The organism is Plasticicumulans lactativorans (assembly GCF_004341245.1).
GTDB lineage: Bacteria > Pseudomonadota > Gammaproteobacteria > Competibacterales > Competibacteraceae > Plasticicumulans_A > Plasticicumulans_A lactativorans.
The window spans coordinates 142,858-169,170 of the sequence record NZ_SLWY01000006.1; the positions used below are offsets into that span (position 1 = coordinate 142,858).

The 26,313-nt window shown below is 71.1% G+C and carries 19 protein-coding genes and 1 CRISPR repeat array; of the genes, 10 read left to right on the forward strand and 9 right to left on the reverse strand.

Features of this window, described 5'->3' with window-relative positions; all coding sequences use genetic code 11:
• The first annotated feature begins 23 nt into the window (after nucleotides 1-23).
• The 6 genes from EV699_RS06445 to EV699_RS06470 all read left to right on the forward strand — a co-directional run bounded on the left by EV699_RS06445 (nucleotide 24) and on the right by EV699_RS06470 (nucleotide 6,739).
• Nucleotides 24-704, forward strand: coding sequence for a Fe2+-dependent dioxygenase (locus EV699_RS06445; protein WP_132540287.1), 681 nt, complete (start codon nucleotides 24-26; stop codon nucleotides 702-704).
• A gap of 111 nt (nucleotides 705-815) precedes the next feature.
• Nucleotides 816-1,436: a LemA family protein gene (locus EV699_RS06450; RefSeq protein WP_132540290.1), complete on the forward strand. Its 621-nt coding sequence runs from the start codon at nucleotides 816-818 to the stop codon at nucleotides 1,434-1,436.
• Nucleotides 1,433-2,323 carry a TPM domain-containing protein gene (locus EV699_RS06455; RefSeq protein WP_132540293.1) on the forward strand — a complete coding sequence of 297 codons (891 nt, stop codon included), beginning with the start codon at nucleotides 1,433-1,435 and terminating at the stop codon, nucleotides 2,321-2,323. The genes EV699_RS06450 and EV699_RS06455 overlap by 4 nt, the downstream gene beginning before the upstream one ends.
• 1 nt (nucleotide 2,324) lies before the next feature.
• Nucleotides 2,325-2,822, forward strand: coding sequence for a TPM domain-containing protein (locus EV699_RS06460; protein WP_132540296.1), 498 nt, complete (start codon nucleotides 2,325-2,327; stop codon nucleotides 2,820-2,822).
• Nucleotides 2,823-2,926: 104 nt separating this feature from the next.
• Complete coding sequence (locus EV699_RS06465; RefSeq protein WP_132540299.1) at nucleotides 2,927-5,719, forward strand: valine--tRNA ligase; 2,793 nt, start codon at nucleotides 2,927-2,929, stop codon at nucleotides 5,717-5,719.
• A gap of 495 nt (nucleotides 5,720-6,214) precedes the next feature.
• Nucleotides 6,215-6,739, forward strand: a complete 525-nt coding sequence (locus EV699_RS06470; protein ID WP_132540302.1) for an REP-associated tyrosine transposase — start codon at nucleotides 6,215-6,217, stop codon at nucleotides 6,737-6,739.
• 629 nt (nucleotides 6,740-7,368) lie between these two features.
• Here the strand turns inward: EV699_RS06470 and EV699_RS06475 are convergent.
• A complete protein-coding gene (locus tag EV699_RS06475; protein WP_132540305.1) occupies nucleotides 7,369-9,702 on the reverse strand; it encodes a fatty acid cis/trans isomerase in 2,334 nt (777 codons plus the stop codon).
• A gap of 348 nt (nucleotides 9,703-10,050) precedes the next feature.
• On the opposite strand from EV699_RS06475, the gene EV699_RS06480 reads away from it, so the two are divergent.
• Complete coding sequence (locus tag EV699_RS06480) at nucleotides 10,051-12,708, forward strand: S8 family peptidase (protein ID WP_132540308.1); 2,658 nt, start codon at nucleotides 10,051-10,053, stop codon at nucleotides 12,706-12,708.
• Here the strand turns inward: EV699_RS06480 and EV699_RS06485 are convergent.
• Nucleotides 12,672-13,463 carry a DUF6989 domain-containing protein gene (locus EV699_RS06485; RefSeq protein WP_132540311.1) on the reverse strand — a complete coding sequence of 264 codons (792 nt, stop codon included), beginning with the start codon at nucleotides 13,461-13,463 and terminating at the stop codon, nucleotides 12,672-12,674. The two genes, EV699_RS06480 and EV699_RS06485, sit on opposite strands and share 37 nt — an antisense overlap.
• Nucleotides 13,464-13,601: 138 nt before the next feature.
• Nucleotides 13,602-14,297, reverse strand: coding sequence for an SDR family oxidoreductase (locus EV699_RS06490; protein WP_132540314.1), 696 nt, complete (start codon nucleotides 14,295-14,297; stop codon nucleotides 13,602-13,604).
• A 352-nt stretch (nucleotides 14,298-14,649) separates the two neighbouring features.
• Here EV699_RS06490 and EV699_RS06495 point away from each other — a divergent pair, with 352 nt between their 5' ends.
• Entirely contained in the window at nucleotides 14,650-15,540 is an 891-nt protein-coding gene (locus EV699_RS06495; protein WP_132540317.1) for a universal stress protein, read from the forward strand.
• Nucleotides 15,541-15,838: 298 nt separating this feature from the next.
• On the opposite strand, the gene EV699_RS06500 is transcribed toward EV699_RS06495, so the two are convergent.
• Nucleotides 15,839-16,054: a hypothetical protein gene (locus EV699_RS06500; RefSeq protein WP_132540321.1), complete on the reverse strand. Its 216-nt coding sequence runs from the start codon at nucleotides 16,052-16,054 to the stop codon at nucleotides 15,839-15,841.
• Nucleotides 16,055-16,543: 489 nt separating this feature from the next.
• Here EV699_RS06500 and EV699_RS06505 point away from each other — a divergent pair, with 489 nt between their 5' ends.
• Nucleotides 16,544-16,957 carry a type II toxin-antitoxin system HicB family antitoxin gene (locus EV699_RS06505; protein WP_132540324.1) on the forward strand — a complete coding sequence of 138 codons (414 nt, stop codon included), beginning with the start codon at nucleotides 16,544-16,546 and terminating at the stop codon, nucleotides 16,955-16,957.
• 30 nt (nucleotides 16,958-16,987) lie between these two features.
• Here the strand turns inward: EV699_RS06505 and EV699_RS20200 are convergent, their stop codons facing one another.
• The gene (locus EV699_RS20200; protein WP_243662580.1) at nucleotides 16,988-17,245 is read right to left on the reverse strand and encodes a helix-turn-helix domain-containing protein; all 258 of its coding nucleotides are present in this window, start codon (nucleotides 17,243-17,245) and stop codon (nucleotides 16,988-16,990) included.
• A gap of 518 nt (nucleotides 17,246-17,763) precedes the next feature.
• Here EV699_RS20200 and EV699_RS06515 point away from each other — a divergent pair.
• A complete protein-coding gene (locus EV699_RS06515) occupies nucleotides 17,764-18,003 on the forward strand; it encodes a hypothetical protein (RefSeq protein ID WP_132540327.1) in 240 nt (79 codons plus the stop codon).
• A 362-nt stretch (nucleotides 18,004-18,365) separates the two neighbouring features.
• Nucleotides 18,366-23,650: a CRISPR direct-repeat array (repeat unit 29 nt; unit sequence CGGTTCATCCCCGCGCATGCGGGGAACGG).
• A 117-nt stretch (nucleotides 23,651-23,767) separates the two neighbouring features.
• Here the strand turns inward: EV699_RS06515 and cas2e are convergent.
• The 4 genes from cas2e to cas5e are packed head-to-tail and all read right to left on the reverse strand — an operon-like array spanning nucleotide 23,768 to nucleotide 26,313.
• The gene (cas2e, locus tag EV699_RS06520; protein WP_132540330.1) at nucleotides 23,768-24,067 is read right to left on the reverse strand and encodes a type I-E CRISPR-associated endoribonuclease Cas2e; all 300 of its coding nucleotides are present in this window, start codon (nucleotides 24,065-24,067) and stop codon (nucleotides 23,768-23,770) included.
• Nucleotides 24,048-24,959 carry a type I-E CRISPR-associated endonuclease Cas1e gene (cas1e, locus tag EV699_RS06525; protein WP_132540333.1) on the reverse strand — a complete coding sequence of 304 codons (912 nt, stop codon included), beginning with the start codon at nucleotides 24,957-24,959 and terminating at the stop codon, nucleotides 24,048-24,050. The genes cas2e and cas1e overlap by 20 nt, the downstream gene beginning before the upstream one ends.
• A 3-nt stretch (nucleotides 24,960-24,962) precedes the next feature.
• Nucleotides 24,963-25,586 carry a type I-E CRISPR-associated protein Cas6/Cse3/CasE gene (gene cas6e / locus EV699_RS06530; protein WP_132540336.1) on the reverse strand — a complete coding sequence of 208 codons (624 nt, stop codon included), beginning with the start codon at nucleotides 25,584-25,586 and terminating at the stop codon, nucleotides 24,963-24,965.
• Nucleotides 25,567-26,313: a type I-E CRISPR-associated protein Cas5/CasD gene (gene cas5e / locus EV699_RS06535; protein ID WP_132540340.1), complete on the reverse strand. Its 747-nt coding sequence runs from the start codon at nucleotides 26,311-26,313 to the stop codon at nucleotides 25,567-25,569. Before cas5e ends, cas6e begins: the two co-directional genes overlap by 20 nt.

Below are 26,313 nucleotides of genomic sequence, written 5' to 3' on the forward strand. Positions count from 1 at the left end.
CGCGCCCACCGGAGAGACCGACCATGCTGCTGCACATCCCCGAGGTGCTCGACGCCCGGCAACTCGAACACTGCCGCGCACTGCTCGCGCGCGCCGACTGGATCGACGGCCGCGCCACCGCCGGCCACCAGTCGGCGCAGGTCAAACGCAACCGGCAACTGCCCGAGGGCTCGCCGGCGGCGCGCGAGCTCGGCGACCTGGTGCTCGCCGCGCTCGAACGCCACGCGCTGTTCATCACCGCGGCGCTGCCCAGGCGCGTGTTCCCGCCGCTGTTCAACCGCTACGAGGTCGGCATGGACTTCGGCCACCACGTCGACAACGCCATCCGCGGCATCACCGGCAGCGCCGAGCGCCTGCGCACCGACGTCTCCGCGACGCTGTTCCTGAGCGCCCCGGACGACTACGACGGTGGCGAACTGCTGGTCGAGGACACCTACGGCACGCACGCGGTGAAGCTGCCGGCCGGCGACCTGGTCATCTACCCGGCGACCAGCCTGCACCGCGTGAGCCCGGTCACGCGCGGGGCGCGCGTCGCCTCGTTCTTCTGGGTGCAGAGCCTGGTGCGCGACGACGCCCGGCGCAGCCTGCTGTTCGACCTCGACCTCGCCATCCAGCGCCTGACCCGCGAGGGCGCGAGCGCCGACGCGGTGGTCGCGCTGACCGGCACCTACCACAACCTGCTGCGCATGTGGGCCGAGGTCTGACGCGTGCGGGGAACTGCGCTGGATCAGCGCCGCGCCGGTCCCGCGGGTGTATAGGGCGGCCAAGAGGCCTAGGCTGACGACGGGCCGGTCGACTCCACGGGAAGGTGCACCATGCGCACGTTGCGAATGTTCTCCCTGGCGTGGGTGCTGCTGCTCGGCAGCGCCCTCGGCGGCTGCGGCTACAACACCCTGCAGACCACCGAGGAGCAGGTGAAGGCGAGCTGGTCCGAGGTGCTCAACCAGTACCAGCGCCGCGCCGACCTGATCCCCAACCTGGTCGCCACCGTCAAGGGCTTCGCGGCGCAGGAGAAGGAGGTGCTGACGCGCGTCACCGAGGCGCGCGCGCATGTCGGCTCGCTGCAGGCGACGCCCGAGCTGCTCAACGACCCGGCCGCCTTCGCCCGCTTCCAGGCCGCCCAGGGGGAGCTGTCGAGCGCGCTGTCGCGGCTGCTGGTGGTCACCGAGAACTACCCGCAGCTCAAGTCCGACGCGCACTTCCGCGACCTGCAGGCGCAGATCGAAGGTACCGAGAACCGCATCACCGTGGCGCGCAACCGCTACATCACGGCGGTGCAGGCATACAACGTCACCGTGCGCGCCTTCCCGAGCAACCTGACGGCGATGATGTTCGGCTACGAGGTCAAGCCCAACTTCACCGTCGACAATGAGCGCGAGATCTCGCGCCCGCCGACGGTGGACTTCGGCACCGCCCCGGCGGGGGCGCGGCCGTGAAGGCGCCCGCCGCCGTCCGCGTGCTGTGCGGCGTGGCGGTGCTGCTGGCCGCATTCGCGGTCGTCGCGCAGGTGGCGGTGCCGGCGCTCGGTGCCCGCGTCACCGACCTCACCGGCACGCTCGGCAGCGGGCAGCAGGCCGCGCTGGAGCAGACCCTCGCCGCCTTCGAGCAGCGCAGGGGCAGCCAGATCGCGGTGCTGATCGTGCCGACCACCGCCCCGGAGACGATCGAGCAGTACGGCCTGCGCGTCGCCGAGCAGTGGAAGCTCGGCCGCAAGGGCGTCGACGACGGCGCGCTGCTGCTGATCGCCAAGGATGACCACAGGCTGCGCATCGAGGCCGGCTACGGCCTCGAAGGCGCGCTCAACGATGCCGTGTGCAAGCGCATCGTCGACGAGATCGTCGTGCCGCGCCTGCGCCAGGGCGACTTCCACGGCGGCATCGCCGCCGGCGTCGAGCGCATGATCGCGGTCGTCGACGGCGAAGCGCTGCCGCCGCCCGCCGAACCCGGTGGCCCGCCGCCGCTGACGCTCATCCTGTTCGTGGCGCTCGGGCTCGCCTGGGCGGTGGCGCTGTTCGCCCCCGAGCCGCTGCGCGTCGTCGGCGCCGCCGGTGTCGGCGTGAGCTCGGGCGTGTTCGTCTGGTGGATCACCGGCCTGGTGATGATCGGCGTGCTCGCCGGCCTCGGCGCGTTCCTCTTCGCGCTGCTGCGCGGCGGCGACTTCGGCAGCGGTGGCGGCTGGCACAACGGCGGCTGGACCGAGGACCACGGCTTCGGCCGCGGTGGCTTCGGCGGCGGCCGCGGGGGCAGCGGTTTCGGTGGCAGTGGCGGCTTCAGCGGCGGCGGGGGCGGCTTCGGGGGCGGCGGCGCCTCGGGGAGCTGGTGACATGGACCTGCGACGCATCCTGCGACACGCCTTCTGCACCCACCGGCAGTTGCGCCGGACCTTCCCGCCGGCCGCGCTGGCGGCGATCGAGCAGGCGGTGAAGGCGAGCGAGGCCGCCCACACCGGCGAGCTCCGCTTCGCCATCGAGGCGGCGCTCGGCGGGCGGGCGCTGCTGCGCGGGCAGCGCGCGCGCGAGCGCGCGATCGAGGTGTTCTCGCGCCTGCGCGTGTGGGACACCGAGCACAACAACGGCGTGCTGATCTACGTGCTGCTCGCCGACCGCGCCGTCGAGATCGTCGCCGACCGCGGCATCGACGCCCGCGTCGGCGCCGCGGCCTGGGCGGCGATCTGCCGCGACATCGAGACCGCCTTCGGCGCCGGGCGCTTCAGCGATGGCGCGCTCGCCGGCATCGCCGCGATCACCGCGCAACTGCGCACGCACTTTCCGGCCGCCGCCGACGACCGCAACGAGCTGCCCGACGCCCCGGTCGTGCTGTAGGCCCGCGTCCCTGCCTCCCGCCCGCGCGCGACCTCGGCCAGCGCGCCGAGGCTTGCGTATACTCCTGCGTCCCGCCCGCCCCAGCCCGACGCGACGTCTGCACCATGGAAAAAACCTACGAACCGCACGCCATCGAACAACGCTGGTACGAGACCTGGGAACGCCAGGGCCACTTCGCGCCGCAGGGCACGGGGACGCCGTACTGCATCATGATCCCGCCGCCCAACGTCACCGGCACGCTGCACATGGGCCACGCGTTCCAGGACACGATCATGGACGCGCTGATCCGCTACCACCGCATGCAGGGCTTCAACACGCTGTGGCAGCCGGGCACCGACCACGCCGGCATCGCCACGCAGATGGTGGTCGAGCGCCAGTTGAACGCCGAAGGCCGGACCCGCCACGACCTCGGCCGCGACGCCTTCATCGAGCGCGTCTGGGAATGGAAGGCGCAGTCCGGCGGCACCATCCAGAACCAGCTGCGGCGCATGGGCGCCTCGTGCGACTGGGGCCGCGAGCGCTTCACGATGGACGAGGGCCTGTCGGCGGCGGTGCGCGAGTTCTTCGTGCGCCTGTACGACGACGGTCTGATCTACCGCGGCGCGCGCCTGGTCAACTGGGACCCGGTGCTGCTGACCGCGGTGTCGGACCTCGAAGTGGTCAGCGAGGAGGAGAACGGCTCGCTGTGGCACATCCGCTACCCGCTCGCCGACGGCAGCGGCGCGGTGGTGGTGGCGACCACGCGCCCCGAGACCCTGCTCGGCGACACCGCGGTCGCCGTGCACCCCGAGGACGAGCGCTACCGCCACCTGATCGGCAAGCAGATCGCGCTGCCGCTGTGCGACCGCAGCATCCCGATCGTCGCCGACGAGTACTGCGACCCGGCCTTCGGCAGCGGCTGCGTCAAGATCACCCCGGCGCACGACTTCAACGACTACGAGGTCGGCAAGCGCCACGGCCTGCCGCTGCTCAACGTCTTCACCAAGGATGCCCGCCTCAACGACAACGCCCCCGCCGCCTACCGCGGGCTCGACCGCTTCGAGGCGCGCAAGCGCGTGGTCGCCGACCTCGAGGCCGCCGGCCTGCTGGTCGAGGTCAAAGCGCACAAGCTGATGGTGCCGCGCGGCGACCGCACCGGCGCGGTGATCGAGCCCTTCCTCACCGAGCAGTGGTACGTCGACCTCACCCGCGAGGTGCAGCCCGACGGCCGCCCCGGCGGGCTCGCGCGCATCATCCGGCCGTCGATCGCCGCGGTCGAGGGCGGGCGCATCCGCTTCGTGCCCGGCAACTGGGACAAGACCTACTTCGAGTGGATGAACAACATCCAGGACTGGTGCATCAGCCGCCAGATCTGGTGGGGGCACCGCATCCCGGCGTGGTACGACGACGCCGGCCGGGTCTACGTCGGCCGCGACGAGGCCGAGGTGCGCGCCCGCCACGACCTCGGCGCCGGGGTCGCGCTGCGCCAGGACGAGGACGTGCTCGACACCTGGTTCAGCTCCGCGCTGTGGCCGTTCAGCACCCTCGGCTGGCCCGAGGAAGGCTACGCGCTGAACACCTTCTACCCGACCACGGTGCTGGTCACCGGCTTCGACATCATCTTCTTCTGGGTCGCGCGGATGATCATGGCGGGGCTCTACTGCATGGACGGCGAGGTGCCGTTCCGCGACGTCTACATCCACGGCCTGGTGCGCGACGCCGACGGCCAGAAGATGAGCAAGTCCAAGGGCAACGTGCTCGACCCGCTCGACATCGTCGACGGCATCGACCTCGAAAGCCTGGTCGCCAAGCGCACCACCGGGCTGATGCAGCCGCAGATGGCGCCGCGCATCGAGAAGGCCACGCGCCGCCAGTTCCCCGAGGGCATCCGCGCCCACGGCACCGACGCGCTGCGCTTCACCTTCGCCGCGCTCGCCACCACCGGGCGCGACGTGGTGTTCGACCTCGGCCGCGTCGAGGGCTACCGCAACTTCTGCAACAAGCTGTGGAACGCCTCGCGCTACGTGCTGATGAACACCGAGGGCCACGACTGCCGCCCCGCCGGCGCCGAGTACTCGCCCGCCGACCGCTGGATCCGCTCGCGCCTCGCGCGCACGATCGGCGAGGTGCACGAGGCGGTCGAGAACTACCGCTTCGACATCGTCGCCAAGTGCCTCTACGAGTTCGTCTGGAACGAGTACTGCGACTGGTACCTGGAACTCTCCAAGCCGGTGCTGACCGGGCAGGCGAGCGACGCCGCCAAGCGCGGCACCCGCCACACGCTGATCGCCGCGCTCGAAACCGTGCTGCGCCTGCTGCACCCGCTGATGCCCTTCATCACCGAGGAGATCTGGCAGCGCGCCGCCCCGCTCGCCGGCCGCGCCGGCCCGACCGTGTCGCGCGCGCCCTACCCGCACGTGGAGCCGGCCTGGCTCGACCCCGAGGCCGAGGCCGAGATCGCCTGGGTGCAGACCTTCCTGCTCGGCGTGCGCCGCATCCGCGCCGAGCTCAACGTCGCCCCCGGCAAGCCGCTCGCCGTGCTCGCCCGCGGCGGCAGCGCCGACGACCGCGCGCGCCTCGCCGCCAACGCGGTCTTCCTCTGCGCGCTCGGGCGCCTGAGCGGCATCGAGCCGATCGGCGCCGACGCCCCGCAGGCCGCCACCGCGCTGGTCGGCGAACTGGAGATCCTGATCCCCCTCGCCGGCCTGGTCGACAAGGACGCCGAACTCGCCCGCCTAGCGAAGGAGATCGAGCGCCTCGGCAAGGACCTCGAGCGCGGCGAGGCCAAGCTCGCCAACCCCAACTTCGCCGACAAGGCCCCGGCCGAGATCGTCGCCAAGGAACGCGAGAAGCTCGACGCTCAGAAGGCCGCGCTGGCAAAGCTCAGGGAACAGCAGGAGCGGATGCGGGGGCTCTGACCGGGCGTCGCCGCGTTGGGGTTCGCTGCGCTCACCACCAACCTACGGAGAGCAGCCCGCCGTCACCGCCCGCCCGTAGGTTGCGGGTGAGCGAATGCGAACCCCAACACCCACCGCCGCACCGGGCGTCGCCGCGTTGGGGTTCGCTGCGCTCACCACCAACCTACGGAGAGCAGCCCGCCGTCACCGCCCGCCCGTAGGTTGCGGGTGAGCAAACGCGAACCCCAACACCCACCGCCGCACCGGGCGCCACCACGTTGGGGTTCGCTGCGCTCACCACCAACCTACGGAGAGCGGCCCGCCGTCACCGCCCGCCCGTAGGTTGCGGGTGAGCGAATGCGAACCCCAACACCCACCGCCGCACCGGGCGCCACCACGTTGGGGTTCGCTGCGCTCACCGCCAACCTACGGGGAGCGGCCCGCCGTCACTGCCAACCTACGCTTGAGGGTGCTCCAGCGGCGATAACAGGGTTTCGCGACGAGGGATTCGGCAACATGCGCTATCGGCGGTCGGACATCCGGGGTGGCAGTTACTTCTTCACCGTCAACCTCGCTGACCGATCCAGCCGCTTGCTCGTCGAGCACATCAACCATCTGCGCACCACGTTCGCGCAGGTACGGGCGAGGCATCCGTTCCGCATCGAGGCGATCGTGGTGTTGCCGGATCACCTGCACGCCATCTGGACCTTGCCACTGGACGACAGCGACTACGCCACCCGTTGGGCGCTGATCAAGGCCGGTTTCTCGCGGGCGCTGCCCGCAACCGAACCGATCGACCCGAGCCGCTTGGGCAAAGGCGAGCGTGGCATCTGGCAACGCCGTTTCTGGGAGCATGTGATCCGCGATGAGCGTGATCTGGCGCAGCACGTCGATTACATCCACGTCAATCCACTGAAGCATGGACATGTGCAACGGGTGGCCGACTGGCCGTATTCGAGCTTCCACCGCCATGTTGCCGAGGGCCTCTATCCGCCGGACTGGGCCTCGGACGTGGAACTCGACGGCCCCGATCCGGAGTGACGTCCCACCGCCGTGGCAGTCGCCCTGTTGGGGTTCGCTGCGCTCACCGCCAACCTACGGAGAGCAGTCCGCCGTCACCGCCAGCCCGTAGGTTGCGGGTGAGCGAATGCGAACCCCAACACCCACCGTCGCACCGGGCGTCGCCGCGTTGGGGTTCGCTGCGCTCACCGCCAAGCTACGGAGAGCAGTCCGCCGTCACCGCCAGCCCGTAGGTTGCGGGTGAGCGAATGCGAACCCCAACACCCACCGTCGCACCAGGCGCCACCACGTTGGGGTTCGCTGCGCTCACCACCAACCTACGGAGAGCGGCCCGCCGTCACCGCCAGCCCGTAGGTTGCGGGTGAGCGAATGCGAACCCCAACACCCACCGCCGCACCGGGCGTCGCCGCGTTGGGGTTCGCTGCGCTCACCACCAACCTACGGAGAGCAGCCCGCCGTCACCGCCAGGCCGTAGGTTGCGGGTGAGCGAACGCGAACCCCAACATTCATTGCCGTACCGGGCGTCGCCGCGTTGGGGATCGGGCGCCAAAGCACCCTCATCCCAGGCCCTTCTCCCAGGGAGAGAAGGGCGTAACGCGGCGAGCGGGTGCGCGCCCAGCAAGCCCATCGTCACGCTGGGGCCCGCGCGCTCAGCGGTTCTCCAGCCGGTTGTAGTCGAAGATGCCGGCCTCGATCGGGGTGCGGCGGCGGACGTCGGCGTGCAGGGCGTCGCTGACGGCCCAGAACGCGGGGCTGGTGCGGCGCACGCCGAAGCGGGTCATCAGCGCGCCGTAGCCCTGTTCCGAATCGAGGCCGGCGACCGCGCTGGTGAAGGCGCCGAGGTCGCGGCGGTCGATGCGGTAGATGGCGTTGGGGTAGGCGCCGACGATGCCGGGGATCACGTCCAGCGTGTTTTCGGCCGGCAGCAGGGTGTCGTCCTCGGTCAGCATCTGGGTCAGGTTGCTGTGCGCGGTGTTGCGCAGCAGGCTGAAGTAGCGGCTGGCGCGCCCGCGCTGGTCGATGCGCAGGATGCTCGCCTCGGGCATCCACGCCAGCGCCGTGCCGCGCACCGCGGCGAGGCGGCCGAGGTCGCGGCGCAGCTCGGCGTCGGGCTCGCGGCCGAGGTCCGGCGCGCCGTCGATGACCGGCCCCAGGCGCTGGCGCAGCAGTTCGAAGAGTTCCCGCTTCGGGTCGGCGCTGCGGTAGGCGATGCCCGAATCGACGTCGAGGTGCGCGTAGCGGCCGTAGACCAGTTCCTTCACGTCGTCGCTCGCGCCGCGGTACCAGGCGTCGCGCAGCGCGATGCGGCTTGAGCGCGGCAGCAGCACGAGGAAGTTGAATTCGCCCTCCATGCGCATGAAGTCCATGTACAGGCGCGTGTCGAGCTGGTGGCCGACGCTGCCGTAGACGTCGTAGCCGGCCACCAGCAGGTAGTGGATGCGCTCCAGCAGCGGGTAGCTGATCACCCACGCGGTCTTCGGCATTCCGCCGACCATGCCCTTGAGCACCGTCGCGCTGTCGAAGTGCCGGTACACGGTGAGCGCGGCGTTGGGGTTGCGCCGCCCGCCGTCCCAGACCAGCTCCAGCCCCACCTGCTGCGGCGAGGTCAGGCGGCTTTCCATGTAGCGCGACTTGGACTCCAGGTAGTCGCGCTCCTGGCGCGCGTAGCTCAGCCACGGGGCGAGGCCGACGCCATCGCGCTTGGCCGGCAGGCGCAGGTCGCGGCTCTCGTGGCGCAGGAACTCGGCGTCGCTCTGCTGCAGCGCTTCGGGCGCGAGGAAGAAGATCCAGAAGTGGTCGTCGATCACGTTCAGCGCCGTCTGGCCGCGGCACACCGGGCCCTTGATGAAGCCCATCACGGTGAACTCCGCCTCGTCGAGCAGGAAGCGGTAGCGCGCGTCCACCGGCAGTTCGCGGTAGACGATGAAGGGGTCGGCGGCGAGCTCCGGGCCGTAGCCGGGCAGCGCGGTCACCGTGTAGTCGGGGTCGAGGAACAGGCTCTTCCAGCGCGCCAGGCGCGCCGCATCGAGCGCGTACGGCAGGTGCGACTTCACGGTGATGCTTTCGCGCTCGGGCTGCAGCCGGTAATGGAACGCGGCGACGCCGGGGTCGTCCACCGGGCGGCGGCTGGTGAGCGGGCGGATCGGGCTGCCCGGCGGCGTCGCGGAGCGCACCAGCTTGAAGTAGCGCGGCTGCGGCTGGTCGTCGAAGTACAGGTGGGCGAGGAACAGGTGCTCGTAGAGGTAACGGCTCATCAGCCGCTCCTTCAGCGACGGGCCGTTCAGGAACGCCTCCCACTGCGCCACCTGGCGCTCGACCGCCGCCGGCAGGCGCTCGTCGGTGTCGTCGGGCGCGCCCTGCAGCAGCCAGGTGCGCAGGGTGTCGGTTTCCGTGCGAGTCAGGCCCGGCAGGCCGAAGGGCATGCCCTGCTGCGGCTGCTCGCGCGCGTAGTCGTCGAACTCGTCGATGCGGGCGCAGCTCTGCTTGCGGTCGAGCGAGAAGTCGATGTCCGCCGGCAGCACGGCATCGGCCGGTACCGGGTGCTCGGCCTTCAGTTGCAGCATGCGGAACAGCAGGCTCGCCTGCAGTTCGGCCACGGCCGCCGGGTACTCGTTGAGCACCGGGTGGAAGCCCCGCTCGCGCCATGCCGAGGCCCGCTCGGCGTCGACGAACAGGCGGCTCGGCGGCGCCTCGCGCAGGCGCAGGTCGTACACCGCGTCCTTGCTCGCCCCGCGCGCGATGCCCTCCCATGAACCGAGCTTGAGCTGGCAGGGCGCGTCGTAGCAGCCGTGGCAGACCACGCAGCGGCGTTCGAGGAGCGGCAGCACCTGGCGGCGGAACGACACGCCGTCGGCCGCCGGCGCGCGCGGCGCGTCGAAGCGCGCCGGGTCGGGCGTGCCGAAACGCTCGACCAGCGCATCGCGCGCCAGCGTGGCGCAGCCGGCCACGACGAGCAGCAGCAGGCCGAGATGGAACTTGGACATGACGGTGGGCTCCCCCGGCGGCGGATCGGCGACGGTCGCGGCGGCGCGCCGGGGCGCTCCCGAACGCAGTGCCCTAAACGTAGAGCGAAACCGCCGGCGCACGGCGCCGGGTGCAGCGTCAGCCTGCTTTACAGTGCTCGTGGCCATGCAGTTACAACAGTCTGAATAAAAAGGATTTAACTCATTGGCACAGTTGCTGCGCGACGCCCGGATACAACCCCCAACCAATCGCCATCGTCCCTTTGGCGCCCTGCGTCCCATCGGGCCGAGTGCCCTACGGAGCACTTCCGGTCCGCGCAGGCGCCCCCTCACCCATCACCACCCGCCCTGCGGGAGGAGTAGAAGAACATGCGATGGGAAATCAGGGTCCTGATCGGACTGCTGGGCGCCGCGTGGCTGCCGCAGCGCGCCGTTGCCATTCCGCTGGAGGAAACCCGCCGTCAGGTCGGGTCGCTGCTGATCGAAAGCGTCTACGACCTGACCGGCACCGGCGTGCGCATCGGCCAGGTCGAATCCGGCGTGCCGTTCAACCACGCCAACGTCAGCTTCACCGCGGTCGACCCGAACGACGTCGGCGCCACGCCGAACCGCACCACCCACGCCACCCAGGTGGGCGGCGTGCTGGTGTCGACCGACGCCACCAACCGCGGCATGGCGCGCAACGCGAGCCTGTTCAGCGACGGCCGCGACAACAACCCCGGTGCCGGCAACGCGCAGCTCTTCAACGCCGTCACCAACGTCGATGCGCGCAACCCGCAGGTGCTGAACATGAGCCACCAGGGCGCCGGCGGCCCCAACGGCAACAGCAGCATCACGCTTGCGATGGACAGCCTGATCGCCAGCAGCGACTTCCTGTTCGTCAAGTCGGCCGGCAACGCCGGACCGGGCAACGTCACCGTGCCCGGCGACACCTTCAACGGCGTGTCGGTCGGTGCGCTGCGCCGCAGCGGCGACGTCCGCCACCAGGGTCCGGTGCGCCAGCCGATGAACCACCTGGCCAACTTCAGCAGCCGCGGCACCACCGCCGCACCGGCCTACAACAAGCCGGACCTGGTCGCGCCGGGGGTCAACCTCGACATGCCGAGCAACACCGACCCCGACCCCGCCGACCCCAACCGCTTCCGCGGCTTCAGCCCGGCGAGCGGCACGAGCTTCGCAGCCCCGCACGTCTCCGGCGTCGCCGCGCAGCTCTACCAGCTCGCCCCCACCGCCGACCACCGCGCGATGAAGGCGGCGCTGATGAACGCCGCCGACAAGACCGTGCGCCACGACGACCGCGACGACCACGGCCCGTGGAGCGCGACGGCGCACGGCCTCGACCCGCAGCTCGGCGCCGGTGCGCTCGAGGGCTGGGGCAGCGCGGTGACGCTCGCCGCCGGCGCCGGCGGGCGCCTGGGCGTGAGCACCGGCACCGCCAACGCCGCACCGCCGGCCGGCGGCCCGCCAGCGCCGGTCGACGTGTTCAGCGGCGCGGTCGGGCCCGACACCCGCATCGTCGCCACCGTCACCTGGGATCGCGTCGTCAACGACGGCGGCGGCGCCTTCGCCACGCGCTTCACCGCCGCCGCCAGCCAGCCCGACCTCGACCTGCACTTCGACGGGCCGACCAGCCGCGCCTCGGCCGGGCCCGGCGGCAGCGTCGAGCACATCAACGCGCTGATCGGCCCCGGCGGCGTCGGCGACTACACGCTGCGGGTGACCAACAACGGCACCGCCAACGCGCCGTTCTCGGTCGCCTACGCGGTGAGCCCGGTCGACGTCGATCCCGGCGAACAGCCGGTGTTCTTCACCGTGCGCGACCAGATCCACGCGCAGGGCCCGGCCGGCGCACGCACCGACCGCATCCGCGAGGGCCGCGCCGGCACCGAGCTGCGCGCCGAGGCCGACCGCGACGCCACCCGCGCGCCGTTCGGCGTCGAGTCCGACATCTGGACCTCGACGATGGACGTCAGCAACCGCCAGTTCGCCGACGGTCGCACCGACCTCGGGCTGATCGAGCGCGGCGCCTTCATCGACGACGCCATCGACGCGCTGAGCTTCGGCCGCGACGATCTCCCCACGCTGATGACCAAGGGCGGCAGGATCTTCTTCAGCGTCGACACCTACGCGACCGGGCTGTCGCCGTTCGGCGTCGACAACCCCGACCCCAACGCCGTGCTCAACGAAGCCACCGTGGTCAACGAGGCGGCGGGCGACGTGTTCATCAGCCAGACCCTGCTCCCCGGCGCCGCGCCGATCGAGAACCAGAACCGCCGCACCAAGAACCTCGCCGACCTCGACCTGCTGCACCCCGCACAGCAGAAGAACACCAACGAGAGCTACGCCGACTCGTACTTCATGGGCCAGACCGGGCCACGGCTCGCCGACAACGAGGACGACCTGACCGGGCTCGAAGGACTGGGCGGCATCTCCAGCTTCGACACCTTCGAGCTGGTCGACGGCTTCAGCTTCTTCTCGCTGGACCGCGACAGCCCTTCGGGACATTTCGGCGACGTGCTGGTCTCGAACCACCAGGGCGAGTTCCGCGTCTACGCCACCGCCGCCTCGCTCGGGCTCGACCCGGCCACCGACAACCTCGACGCCCTGCTGCTGCTCGACCACGGCGGCCTCGGCCCCGACGGCTGGCCGATCTTCGACGCTCTGGTCGACCTGCTGGTGTTCAGCGTCGACCGCGACTCGCACGGCGCCGCCGGCACGGCGGTGCGCGACGAGTGGAACCAGGGCGAATCCCCCGGCGACCTGTTCCTCGCGCTGCCGGGGATGCTGAACCGGCTGTTCCTCGAAGCCACCGACCTCGGCCTGCAGGAGGTGCCGCTCGGCCCCGGCATGAACTGGCTCTCCGACAACCTCGACGCGCTCGACATCCCCGACGTCGCGGTGCCGGCACCGGGCACCCTCGCACTGTTCGCCGCCGCCGCGCTCGGCGGGTGCGGCCGCGGCCGGCGGCGCCGCCTCGCCGGGGTGGTGCTTCAGCCGAGCGGCCGGCCGGCTTCGAGCAGCAGGTAGGCGAGGCCGTAGCCGGCGCCGATCGCCACCGCGAACGCCGCGCCGGCATCGATCTCGCGGGCGCGCGACGGCCGCCCTTCGCCCAGCGCGTGGGCGGCGACCGGCAGGATGGCGAGGAACATCAAGGCCTCGCCGAGCGGGATGTACAGCGCGCAGAACTCGCCGAGCATCGCGTTGGCCGGTGCGTAGCGCCACCAGCCGGCGCGGTCGGCGAGGTACTCGTAGCAGCCGATGGTGACGCCGGCGGCGAGCCCGATGACGAGGCTCGTCGCCAGCGCCGCCGGCACCACCGGCAGGCGCCGCGCCAGCCGCGCGTACAGGCGCAGCGCCGGGTAGCCGAGTTCGACGATCACGCAGGCCCACGCCAGCGGCATCCACACCGGCGAGGCGAGCAGCACGGCGTCGTGCGGCGGCAGGTACACGAGCCGCCCGTGCGCCACGCCGTGCACCAGCCACCCGTCGACCAGCAGTTCGCCGAAGCCGGCGACGAGGCCGCAGCGGAACAGCCCGGCGAGCGCCGCGCCGCCGCGCCCGTGCAGCGCATCGCCGGCGCGCAGGTACAGCGCGGCGCGCGCGAGCAGCCCGGCGTAGACCCAGAACGCCCCGGCCGCCGCGCCGCCCGGCCCGAACGCCGCGAGCAGCGTGAGCCCGAGGCCGAGCCCCAGGCCGAGCAGCCAGGTGCGGTCCGCCGCCGGCGACAGCTCCGCCAGGCCGCGCACGAACGCCGGCGCCCGCAAGGCTGCCGCGACGTTCAAAGCCGCCTCCGCCGCGGTGTGAGCACTTCGGGCGACGAGGTGTGGCCCGGCGCCGGCAGCCACCGCCCGAGGTGGCGCGCCAGCGGCAAGCCTTGCAAAGCCTTCAGCGACGATGCGTTGCGCACGAGCATCTCCGCCTCAGCCCGCCGGCCGGCACGCGCAGCGCACGCCCGCGCCGCCATCGGCTGCGGCGGCGCGGCGGATGTCCGCGACCTCGACGAGGCGCACCCCTGCCGCCGGCGGCGCCGCGACCGCGTCGACCAGCGCGGCGAGCATCGCCGGGCGCGTCACCAGGCCGAGGCGCTCGGCGCCCGCGCGCGTCGCCGGCAGCCGGCGCAGCAGCGCGTACAGCGGCAGCAGCGCATACGGCCACCAGTGGCCGGGCCCGAGCACGTACCACGGCCGCAGGATCGTCGCCGGGATGCCGGTCGCCGCCACCAGCGCCTCGCCCTCCTCGCGCACCGCCACGTAGGCCCGCATCACCGGCGCCGGCTGCGCCACGCTGACGTAGACGATGTGCGCCACCCCGGCGTGGCGTGCCGCCGCCACGCTGGCACGGATCGACGCCAGGTCCACCCGCCGGAACTCGGCCGCCCTGGCCGGACCCGGGTGCGGCGTGCCGACCAGGTGCACCAGCGTCGCCCCGGTCGGCACCGCCGCCTGGAAGGTCTCGGCGCGCAGCGCGTCACCGACCACCGCCCGCGTCCCCGCCGGCAGCTTCCCCTCCGAACCCGGCCGCACCAGCGCGTCCACCGCGTAGCCGCGGACGAGCAGCGCCTCGATCAGCGGCTGGCCGATGTACCCGGTGCCACCGGTCACGAATACGGTGTTCATGGCATCACCCCTCGTTGTGCGCGGACGCGTCGCGGCCACCCCGCCCGTCCCGACCGTCCGTAGATGCGCAGCAGGTGCTCATCCGGATGCAGGCGCCCTGGCGGAACGCGGGAGGGAACCGATGCGCCCCGTGTGCCTCCTAGAGAGATGAAGCCGCCCGCCCGTGCGGGAGTCGGTGGTTTTTTGCTTGCGCTATCCCCTGCAGAGCTTCGAGAACCGCGCCCTGGGCCCACCAGGGGGTGTCGCGGCGGCGCGTCGCCTGCGGCACAGGCGGCACAGGCGGCGCGGGCGAGCGCCCGGGCGGGCGCGAGGGACCTGTCGTCATGGCGCTTCAACCGAAGGAGAGCGAATCATGTCCACACCGGCCACCGCGTCGTCGGCGCCTGCGCGCGTCCTCCTCGCCACGGACCTGAGCCCGCGCTGCGACCGGGCGTTCGATCGCTCGGTCCAGCTCGCGCGGGACTGGCAGGCCGGGCTCACGGTGCTGAACGTCCTCGAAGCGCCGCAGGAGCCCGACCAGATCCTCGCCTGGGCGGCCGAGGACAAGGCCTTCGACCCGCAGCAGGATGCGCGGCGGCAGATCGGCCGGGACCTCGCGCTGCTCGACGCCAGGGCCGAGATCAGGCTGCTGCGCTCGCCCGACCCGGCGGAGACGATCCGCAGCGTGGCCGCGGACCTCGCGGCCGACCTGACGGTGACGGGGCTGGCGCGGGACGAGCCGCTCGGGCGCTTCCTCCTCGGCTCCAACGTCGAACGGCTGGCGCGCTCGCTCGAACGGCCGCTGCTGATCGTCCGCAACCGTCCGCACGGCAGGTACCGGCGCATCACGGTGGCCTCGGACCTCGCCGACGAGTCCCGCGTCGTGCTGCGGACGGCCGCCCGCTGGTTCCCCGAAAGCGACCTGGAGCTGTTCCACGCGCAGCCGCGGCTGCGCGGGCTCGACGCCCCGCCGCAGGCCGCCGAACTGACGCCGGCCGCGCCCGCCTGCCGGCAGCGCTGCGAGCAGTTCGTGAGCGCGAGCGGCGTGCCCCGCGCCGCGCTCAGGGAGGTCGTGGCGGTCGAAGGCTCGCTGGAGGCGAGCCTGACCCGCTACGTGCGCCGGCATGCGGTCGAGCTGGTCGTGATGGGCTCGCACGAGAGCGCGGGCTTCCTCGGCGCGCTGCTCGGCTCGCCGCTGAACCAGTTGCTGGCGTGGGTCCCCGCCGACGTGCTCGTGGTGCCCGCGGCGAAGGAACGCGGCTGATGCTGTCGCTGCATCCCCTCGTCGTCTTCTTCGGCGGCCTGGTCATCATCATCCTCGGCGCCGAGGTGCTCCTGCGCACGTGAGCGGCAGCGCCGATGCGGCCCCAACGCCACGACCGGCGGCGCGGTTCATCCCCGCGCATGCGGGAAATACGAGGGTGATCGTGGTGCCGGCCATGGACTATGCTCGGGACAGTCGCGGGTGACGAACGGAAATTTTCGGCGTCCGTTCAACCGTCGGGCCTCTCGGCCCTTCGGGGATGGAGGGGAGTAGCCGGCCTCCCACCCGCGGCACCTTTCTAGCGGATGCGGTCATAGCGCGGTGCGCTTTCCAGGATCAGCGGATCGGTCAGAAAGGCACTGCGTACCGCGTTGATCGTGCCGGCCTTCTTCTCGCGGTAGTCGAGCGCCACCACCAGGCGCGGTTGTTTCGGCCCCGTGCCATCGTCGGCGGGGGCCAGCAGATAGAGCAGGCGTTCGTCCTGCGCATCCCAGTACACGGCCGGCAGCAGCATCGCGCGCCCTTGCACCCGACCAGAAGCCGATCCTTGACGACGATGCCGGCGGTGGCGGCTCTCGACCCTGCCACTGGCGTGCACCGTGTCGACTCAGGTCGCGAACTGTGTGCGTACCGGTCATGGGCTAGGCTTCAGGCACGAAGGCGCGCTGGGCTGCACCCCATGAACCGCGCCGGGTGCCGGCCGCCGTGCAGGGCGGCAAGGGCGCTCTCATTCCCGCGCATCCAGCAGGTATGCCGACCCGCCGGGCATTCAGGTTCATCCCCGCGCATGCGCCGTCGCCCTGCGCAACGACAACACGTTCGACACCGTGCTCAGCCACGCCACGGCGTGGGGCCCGCTGCGCACCCTCAGCGCCGTCGAGCGCCTGCAGCGGGTCGTGCATCGCCAGGCGGATGAGGCCGGCTGGTGAGCAGGCGCGCGCCCATAAATAACCCTGCAGGCCGGGCTCAAGTGAGCCCGCGGCGGGCTTCCCGGGAGGCTGACGTGCTGTTCCCCATCGTGGTTCACCAGGCAGGCGAATCGTCCTACGGCGTGACGGTGCCGGACCTTCCCGGCTGCTTCTCGTCCGGCAAAACGCTCGACGAGGCTATGGCCAGCGCGCACGAGGCCATCGAGGCGCACCTCGAACTGCTGGCCGAGGCGGGCGCCGATATCCCGCACGCCGGCACGGTGCAGGCGTACGTCGCTCGCCCCGACTACGCCGGCGGGGTCTGGGCGCTGGCGAACGTGGACATCACGCCGTACCTCGGCAAGGCCGAGAAGATCAACGTGACCCTGCCGGGGCGGCTCCTTCGCCGGATCGACGACGTGGTCGGCCACAACCCGCGCTTCAAGTCGCGCTCCGGGTTCCTCGCCGAGGGCGCGCTGCTGTTGCTGGAGCGCGCCCGCCACGTCTGATCAGGCGCGGCGGTGGCGGGGTGCGAACCGCTACGCCGCGCGCTGTACGTCCACCACCAGCCGGCGCCCCAGCGCTGCCAGCGCGCGCTCGATCTGGTCGAGCTTCGAGTGGTGGTTGACGTCGAGCAGCCGTTCCACCTGCGGCGCGTGGCAGTCGAGTGCGCGCGCCAGGTCGGCCTTGCGCCAGCCGGCCTCGATCATCGCGTTGCTGAGCAGTGCCTTCGCGGCGGTCAGCGCCGGCACGTACACCACGTGCTCGCCGGGTTCGGGCGCCGACGGTGCGGGCACGGGGCGGCGCTCGTCGATATAGATGCCGAGGGTGGTTTCCAGGCCTTCGACGGCCAGCCGGCAGGCGTCCTCGACCGTGTCGCCGACGCCGGCAGGTCGCGGCAGGTGCTCATGAACCCGACCGTGTCGGGGGTGATGCGCAGCGGATAGGCCAACATGTCACGCCTCCTGAGTGGCGGGCGGGCGATGGTGCAGCGAGAAACTCGGCCTCAATCGAGGCCGAGCTGTTTCAGGATCGCGATCCGTGTGCCTTCGGGCATTTCCTTCGCGGCTACCGTAGCAGCGCGCGCAAGCCCAGCACCGCCACGACGGCGAGCGTCACGAGCAACACCGGCCCACCCAGCCACGCGAGCGGCGCCAGCAGCAGCGCGCCCGCCGCCTGTCAGGGGCCGCTGCCGGCCAGCAGCAGGGCCAGTCCGACCCACAGCCATACCGCCACGGCCGCCCCCAACCCGCGCCAGAACGTCCAGGCGCGGTAACGGGGGGCGGGCGCTTCGCCTTTGAGGAGTGGAATACCCATGGTCGACAAAGCCCGGTTCGAGATCGAAATCGGCGCCGACGGCAGTGGCGCCGCCGACGCGCTGGCCGCTGTGCGCCGCGAGTTCGACAAGACCGCGCGCACGCTCAGGCAGCAGCTTACGAGGCTTGACACTTTCGCGCGGCTGCAGCAGCAGACCAAGGACCTCGCCTGCGAGTACAAGGACGGTTCATCCCCGCACATGCGGGGAACGGGCGCACGGCGCGGTCATCGACGGTGAGAGTGATCGTGGTGCCGGTCATGGGCTATGCTCGGGGTAGTCGCAGGTGACGAACGGAAATTTTCGGCGTCCGTTCAACCAAAGGCCATCGCATCGGCACTTGGGGATGGAGGGACAGCCGGCCTCCCACCTGCGCACCTACCTGATGCGATCGAAACGGTTCTGGTCCGCAAAAACCTGCGGGTTGATGTGGAAGGCCGAGCGCACCGAGTTCAAGGTGCCGGCCTTGCCGGCCATGAAGTCGAGATGCACCACCAGCCGCGGTTGTTTCGGCCCGACGCCGTCGGCGGGGTCAGCAGATAGAGCAGGCGTTCGTCCTGCGCATCCCAGTACACGGCCAGCGGGCGCGCCAGCGCATCGGGCGGTTCATCCCCGCGCATGCGGGGAACGGGGAAAGGCGCGGCGGTACTGCTGGCCGTCGCGCGGTTCATCCCCGCGCATGCGGGGAACGGCCAAGCCCACGTTTTACCGCCTGCTGAAACTGCGGTTCATCCCTGCGTATGCGGGGAACGGGGCCATGGCGGCGTCGAAGAGGTCGTCGCCGAGCGGTTCATCCCCGCGTATGCGGGGGAACGGTACCGGATCACCGGCCGGAGATTCCGGCAACTCGGTTCATCCTCGCGTATGCGGGGAACGGGGCTTGATCATGGGTCCGAGTGATTTTGAACTGGGTTCATCCCCGCGTATGCGGGGAACGGGCCACCAGATCGACCTCGCGGCGCGTCACCGCCGGTTCATCCCCGCGTATGCGGGGAACGGGCTGCGCCGGGCGGCACCAAACCCTAGGCGAGCGGTTCATCCCCGCGTATGCGGGGAACGGTCCTATCACGAACGGCGTATCTATTGCGCCGTCGGTTCATCCCCGCGTATGCGGGGAACGGCTCACGCGGTTCTCGGACCTCACGCATTCGGCCGGTTCATCCCCGCGTATGCGGGGAACGGGCGGCGTAGGAGCACGAATGATCCCGCACATTCGGTTCATCCCCGCGTATGCGGGGAACGGACCTGGCTGACCGATCCGGCGGCGATCCGGGGCGGTTCATCCCCGCGTATGCGGGGAACGGCCGTCGCGGCGGCGCCGGCCGCATGGCATTGGCGGTTCATCCCCGCGTATGCGGGGAACGGCACTGGCCGGCGGGCGTCGACACGCTCGCCGCCGGTTCATCCCCGCGTATGCGGGGAACGGGTGAGGGCGAGATCCTTCGCGGCGAGGTGGATCGGTTCATCCCCGCGTATGCGGGGAACGGGACGGCGAGTGTTTCTACTACGCGATCCGCCGCGGTTCATCCCCGCGTATGCGGGGAACGGCGATGCCCTACAACTGGCGCGGCCGGCAGGGCCGGTTCATCCCCGCGTATGCGGGGAACGGGATTTTGCCGGGGGGGAGGCAAAATCTGCCGCCGGTTCATCCCCGCGTATGCGGGGAACGGGACTGCGGGGCCCAATACGGGCACGCGACGCCCCGGTTCATCCCCGCGTATGCGGGGAACGGGTGGTAGGCCATCACGCTGCCTCTCCCACCGGCGGTTCATCCCCGCGTATGCGGGGAACGGCGGGTCGTGATGATGCTGGCGGCATCGGTGCCCGGTTCATCCCCGCGTATGCGGGGAACGGTGCCGTAGACGGCAGCCGCGACGCCCTTGCTTCGGTTCATCCCCGCGTATGCGGGGAACGGCCGATGGGGTCGTACTCGATGCCGCCGACGATCGGTTCATCCCCGCGTATGCGGGGAACGGGGGTTTCTCTGGCAGCACGTAGACCGCGAGGTCGGTTCATCCCCGCGTATGCGGGGAACGGCGCGGTCAGCGCTACGCGCTGATCGCCGAAGCCGGTTCATCCCCGCGTATGCGGGGAACGGGAGGCGGCGACCTCGCCCTCCAGCTCGGCGAGCGGTTCATCCCCGCGTATGCGGGGAACGGCCGCAGGTCGCTGCCGACGACGCCGGTGTAGTGCGGTTCATCCCCGCGTATGCGGGGAACGGTCTTCAACGCCTGCCGCGAGGACAAGCAGCTCGCGGTTCATCCCCGCGTATGCGGGGAACGGGTAGCCGCCGGCGGCGCAGGGCGTGGTCATGGCGGTTCATCCCCGCGTATGCGGGGAACGGGGTTATGCCTCTGAATGCCTGGATGAGAGGCGCGGTTCATCCCCGCGTATGCGGGGAACGGATTGTATGAGCAGGTCGCCCCGATTCTCGCCGCGGTTCATCCCCGCGTATGCGGGGAACGGGCGTCGCTGCGAGCACGCATGAGCGCGAATTGCGGTTCATCCCCGCGTATGCGGGGAACGGGTCCGATTTTCTGGCTCGTCATCCCGGCTGCTCGGTTCATCCCCGCGTATGCGGGGAACGGCAACTGGCGACCGACTTTTCCGCGGCGCATGGCGGTTCATCCCCGCGTATGCGGGGAACGGTTTCCGCACAGCGGAAATCAATTAAGCCTAGCCGGTTCATCCCCGCGTATGCGGGGAACGGCCGCAGTTCCAGAAAGACAGCCCGGATATAGCCGGTTCATCCCCGCGTATGCGGGGAACGGCGGCGCGCATCTCAAGATCGAGCTATCGCCCCACGGTTCATCCCCGCGTATGCGGGGAACGGGGGCGAGCTCGCTCTGCGCGAGCAGGTGGCCGCGGTTCATCCCCGCGTATGCGGGGAACGGCGGTAGCTCTCGTCGGTGAGGGCGAGCTGGGTCGGTTCATCCCCGCGTATGCGGGGAACGGGCGGCTGGTGCTGAGCAGGCCGTCCTGGCCGGCGGTTCATCCCCGCGTATGCGGGGAACGGGACGGCGGTGCGGCTGTAGGGGTTGCCGTTGCGCGGTTCATCCCCGCGTATGCGGGGAACGGCCAAGCCCACGTTTTACCGCCTGCTGAAACTGCGGTTCATCCCTGCGTATGCGGGGAACGGGGCCATGGCGGCGTCGAAGAGGTCGTCGCCGAGCGGTTCATCCCCGCGTATGCGGGGGAACGGTACCGGATCACCGGCCGGAGATTCCGGCAACTCGGTTCATCCTCGCGTATGCGGGGAACGGGGCTTGATCATGGGTCCGAGTGATTTTGAACTGGGTTCATCCCCGCGCATGCGGGGAACGGGCCCGCCGAGGTGTCGCGCGCACTCGCCAGAGCGGTTCATCCCCGCGCATGCGGGGAACGGTCGGTTTCGATGAGCGGCACGGCTCAGATCTCCGGTTCATCCCCGCGCATGCGGGGAACGGGGGGGCGGGGCGGGCGCCGATGACGCCCAGGCCGGTTCATCCCCGCGCATGCGGGGAACGGCGGCCACGCCGGTTTCTATTTCCTTCCTCCGGCGGTTCATCCCCGCGCATGCGGGGAACGGGGCAACACCGCCACGATCAGCGGCACTGACTACGGTTCATCCCCGCGCATGCGGGGAACGGCCGGTGATCACCAGCCCCAGGTTGCCGCGGATCGGTTCATCCCCGCGCATGCGGGGAACGGCGCGCACCGGTGGCCACCGCCCGGAGGTGTGCCGGTTCATCCCCGCGCATGCGGGGAACGGATCGAGGGCCGTTTGAGCGCTTGTTGACGGCCCGGTTCATCCCCGCGCATGCGGGGAACGGTACACGGTCAACTACGCCGCCGGCCAGCTCGCCGGTTCATCCCCGCGCATGCGGGGAACGGGGGAATTGCCCGAGCCAGCCGTAGGTGTTGCTCGGTTCATCCCCGCGCATGCGGGGAACGGTCGATGATCACTGGAATGCCGTATCGACGGCGCGGTTCATCCCCGCGCATGCGGGGAACGGCGGGCGCTACCTCGACCTGCTCGACCCCGAGGCGGTTCATCCCCGCGCATGCGGGGAACGGCCCTCGACGAACTCCAGGAAGCTCACCGTCGCCGGTTCATCCCCGCGCATGCGGGGAACGGGCGCGATCACCGGCGCATCGCCAGGCAGCTCGAGGTTCATCCCCGCGCATGCGGGGAACGGCCCTACTGGCAGACCGAGGGATACGGCGTCGGCGGTTCATCCCCGCGCATGCGGGGAACGGGTGGGCCGGGATGGGCAGCGCGGCGAAGAGTGCCGGTTCATCCCCGCGCATGCGGGGAACGGCCTGTTCCACCTGCCGGGGCTGCTGCGCATGGAGGTTCATCCCCGCGCATGCGGGGAACGGTCGCGGGCGGCGGGGTCGTCCTCCACCGTCACCGGTTCATCCCCGCGCATGCGGGGAACGGGGCCGGGCGGGCGTGTGCGGTGCGCATGGCACAGGTTCATCCCCGCGCATGCGGGGAACGGACCGCCACCGGCGTGTGCACCCGTACCGAGATCGGTTCATCCCCGCGCATGCGGGGAACGGGGTTGGCTCCTACTATCGGACGCTCGAGGTTGCGGTTCATCCCCGCGCATGCGGGGAACGGAACCGGAATATTCGTCCAAACCTCGCGATAGGCGGTTCATCCCCGCGCATGCGGGGAACGGAGAAATGCGCCCACGCACCCAAATAGCAGGGCCGGTTCATCCCCGCGCATGCGGGGAACGGAGCATCCGCAGCGACTGCTCGGGGAACGAACGCGGTTCATCCCCGCGCATGCGGGGAACGGGACGACGTGCTGTACCGGCTGCCTGAGTGGGGCGGTTCATCCCCGCGCATGCGGGGAACGGGGCGGATGCCTCTGCGCTCAGGTAGCGACGCTCGGTTCATCCCCGCGCATGCGGGGAACGGCCGACCCGCTATGACCCCGACTGGTGGCGGAGCGGTTCATCCCCGCGCATGCGGGGAACGGGGCGGGCGGATCGAGCGGCCCACCCAAGCGGCCGGTTCATCCCCGCGCATGCGGGGAACGGGCTCAGACGTGAAAGTGGCGCCAGCGGGAATACGGTTCATCCCCGCGCATGCGGGGAACGGCTCGCGATAAGCTTTAAGCGCAGGCAGAATGACGGTTCATCCCCGCGCATGCGGGGAACGGCGAACCCAATCCCCTACCTCAGAACCCGACCGCGGTTCATCCCCGCGCATGCGGGGAACGGCGACGACCGACATGAAAGCGCAGTTCGACGCGCGGTTCATCCCCGCGCATGCGGGGAACGGCTCTCATCGAGGACTACAAAATTGTGCAATTTCGGTTCATCCCCGCGCATGCGGGGAACGGGCCATTGGCCCGCGGTCGGAAATGCCGCTGAGCGGTTCATCCCCGCGCATGCGGGGAACGGTTTTGCAGTGATCTGGACAGTTGCCTGGACGGCGGTTCATCCCCGCGCATGCGGGGAACGGACTACCGCGAGCGGGGCAAAGGTCTCGCCGAGCGGTTCATCCCCGCGCATGCGGGGAACGGAACTCTGAGAAAAATTCATGCGTGCAAAATGACGGTTCATCCCCGCGCATGCGGGGAACGGGTTGTTCTGGAGCCGGTAGCGGTAGCCGGAGGCGGTTCATCCCCGCGCATGCGGGGAACGGGTGGATCGCGTTGCGGCTGTAGCCGGTGGCGGCGGTTCATCCCCGCGCATGCGGGGAACGGTTCAGCCCCGATAGCGGGCGAGAACGGCGCTACGGTTCATCCCCGCGCATGCGGGGAACGGAGCGTGCGACGATCGAGAGGCCGCGCAGCAGCCGGTTCATCCCCGCGCATGCGGGGAACGGGCTTCGCGCAGTCGTCTGATTCGCTCGCCGATCGGTTCATCCCCGCGCATGCGGGGAACGGACTTCCTCCATCCCCTTGAAAGACAAGGCGAAAAAGGAGGCTGAAAATTCCACCGACGAAACGCCCGAACCGGAGGGCGCGGCGGTGGCGTGAGTCTGGATTACAAGTTCCTGATTTTCAAAGAGCAGCGTCGGGTTTCGGTGGCGGCAGGAATTCCACCAGCCGCAGGCCGTCGAGGTCCACCGGCATGCGCCGGTTGGCGCCCAGGGTCAGGAAGTCGAAGCCGGATTCGTTGTTGCTGGTCCACACCATCACGGCGTTGCCCTCCTCCAGCCCCGCCTCGATCTGCCCCCAGATCATCTCGCGCACGCGCCGCGAGAAGTCGCCCACGTAGACGCCGGCGCGCACCTCCAGCAGCCACACGCCGAGGCGCCCGCGCAGGCGTGGCGGGGCGTTCTCAAGCACGATGACCAGCATCGCCCAGGCTCTCGGGGTTGGGGATGGCGGGGCCGATGGCGTCCTCGGGCGGGGGCGGCACCGGCAGCTCGCCGGCGGCGAGGATGTCCTCGATCGCCGGGATGATGCGCCCGAGGATTTTGCTCTGCCGGAACATGTCGCGGCACGCGAGCCGCACCTCGCGCTCGGGCAGCGCCGGCTCGCGCCGCGCGACCTGGAAGGCGACCGGCACGACGGTTTCAAACTTGAAGATGTCGGCCACGTCGTAGACGAAGCTCAGCGGCTTGCCGGTATGGATGAAGCCCACCGCCGGTGCGTAGCCCGCGGCCAGCACGGCCGCCTCGGTGATGCCGTACAGGCAGGCCGTCGCGGCGCTCAGGCACTTGTTGACGGTGTTCGAGGTGTCCCAGGCGTGCGGATCGTAGCGCCGGCCGTCCCACGCCACGCCGTACTGGCGCGCCAGCAACTGGTAGGTCTTGCGCACCCGCACGCCTTCGATGCCGCGCAACTGCTCGACGCTCCTGCGCGTCGGTGGCTCCTCGCCGAAGCGCAGCGCGTACATGCGGCGCACCACCTTGAGCCGCGCGGCCTCGTCGAGCGCGAGCCGGGCCTGGTACAGCAGGCGGTCGGCCCGCGCCCCGCCCGGCTGCCCCGAGGCATACAGGCGCACGCCGCCCTCGCCCACCCACACCAGCAATGTCCCGACCCGTGCGGCGAGCGCCGCCGCGGCGTGCGACACCCGTGTGCCGGGTTCGAGCATCAGGCAGGCGATGCTCCCCACCGGGATCTGCTTGCGCACGCCGTTGCCGTCGACCAGCACGAAGGCGCCGTCGATCACGTCGATCTCGCCGTAGCGCAGGAACACCAGCGACACGCGCTCCTTCATCGGCAGGGGCTTGAGCGGCGGGAGCATGCTTCAGGCCCGCGCCAGGCTCAGCAGGCCGCAGCCGAACGCCTTGGCCGGGCCGATGCCGGCCGCCAGCAGCGTCGTCAGCAGCGCCGCGTCGGCAACCCGCAGCACGCCGTCGAACAGGCAGGGCACGAGCTTGCCGGGGGGCTCGCCCGGCTTGCGAAAGTGCAGCGGTTCGCACGGCGTCGCGGTCGCCGCCAGCACGTCCGCCGCGCCGGCCAGCTTGCGCGCGAGCCAGGCGAGCTGCTGTTCGTCCTTCAGCAAGGGCACGCGGCAGGGCTTGACGATGGCCTGCCCCGCCGCCTCCCGGGCCGCGCGCAGCCGGCCGTCGGCGTCCCGCACCGTGCGCACCGGATTCGCGAGCAGGCGAAAGCGCAGCATCTGACCGCCCGTGAACGCCGGCTCGAAGGCGCGCGTCGCCAGCACGCCCGCCCGCTCCGCCGCCGGCTGCGGGGCCGTCGCGGACTGCAGCAGCACGATCGCGGGCCGTCCGGGGGTGGCGGTCTCGATGCGGAACAGGAAGTCGCGCCCGGCATCGGGGCGGCCGGGGAACAGCTCCCACAGCGCCTTGTGCCACTGGTAGGGCGCCCGCGCCGTGCGCGGGTCGAGCTCAATCCGACTCAGGAACATCGCGCCCTCCCCGCACGCGCGCGTCGACGTAGACCTCGCGCGTGGCGAACTGCCGTGGCCTGGCGATCACCGGAACGTCGCGCACGCGCAGTTGCGGCAGCCCGTCGGCATCGGCCTCCTCGGTGTGGATCAGGCCGGCGTGCGGGGCGACCGCATCGAGCGCGGCGACGAGGCTGCGCCCCTGCACGACCGCCTCGAACAACGGCCGGCTCGGCGGGCAGCTGCGCCGGCCGAGCGAGGGCGTGAACACCGGCCGGCGCACCGCCGCGGCGAGCGCGTCGAGCGTCACACCGGCCTGCGGATGCACGCCCACGGCGACCGTGAACACGGCATCGGCCAGATACTCGCGCCGCGACACGACCGGGTCCTTGCGCACGCCGCCACCGACGGTGCGGGCATCCAGCACCGTGTGGAAGTCGGTGAAGCGCTGTGCCGGCAGCGGCCTTTGCTGCAGGCCGGCGTAGCGCGCGCCGAGGCGCTTCAACTCGCCCTCGGCATGCCAGCGGTCGGCCAGGGTGCGCCGGTCGGTGCGCACGGCGAAGCGCACCGACCGCGCCAGCGCCTGCTGGCCGTCGGGGTCGTCCCGCCGCACGCCGAGGCAGGCGCCGAGCAGGCCGAGCAGGCCGCTGCGGGTCGGAACATCGTGGCTCGGCCGGAAGTCCTCGAAGGTGTGCCCGCCCCAGGCCTGCAGCGGCCCGGCGAGCTTGAGGATCAGGAAGCTTTCCAT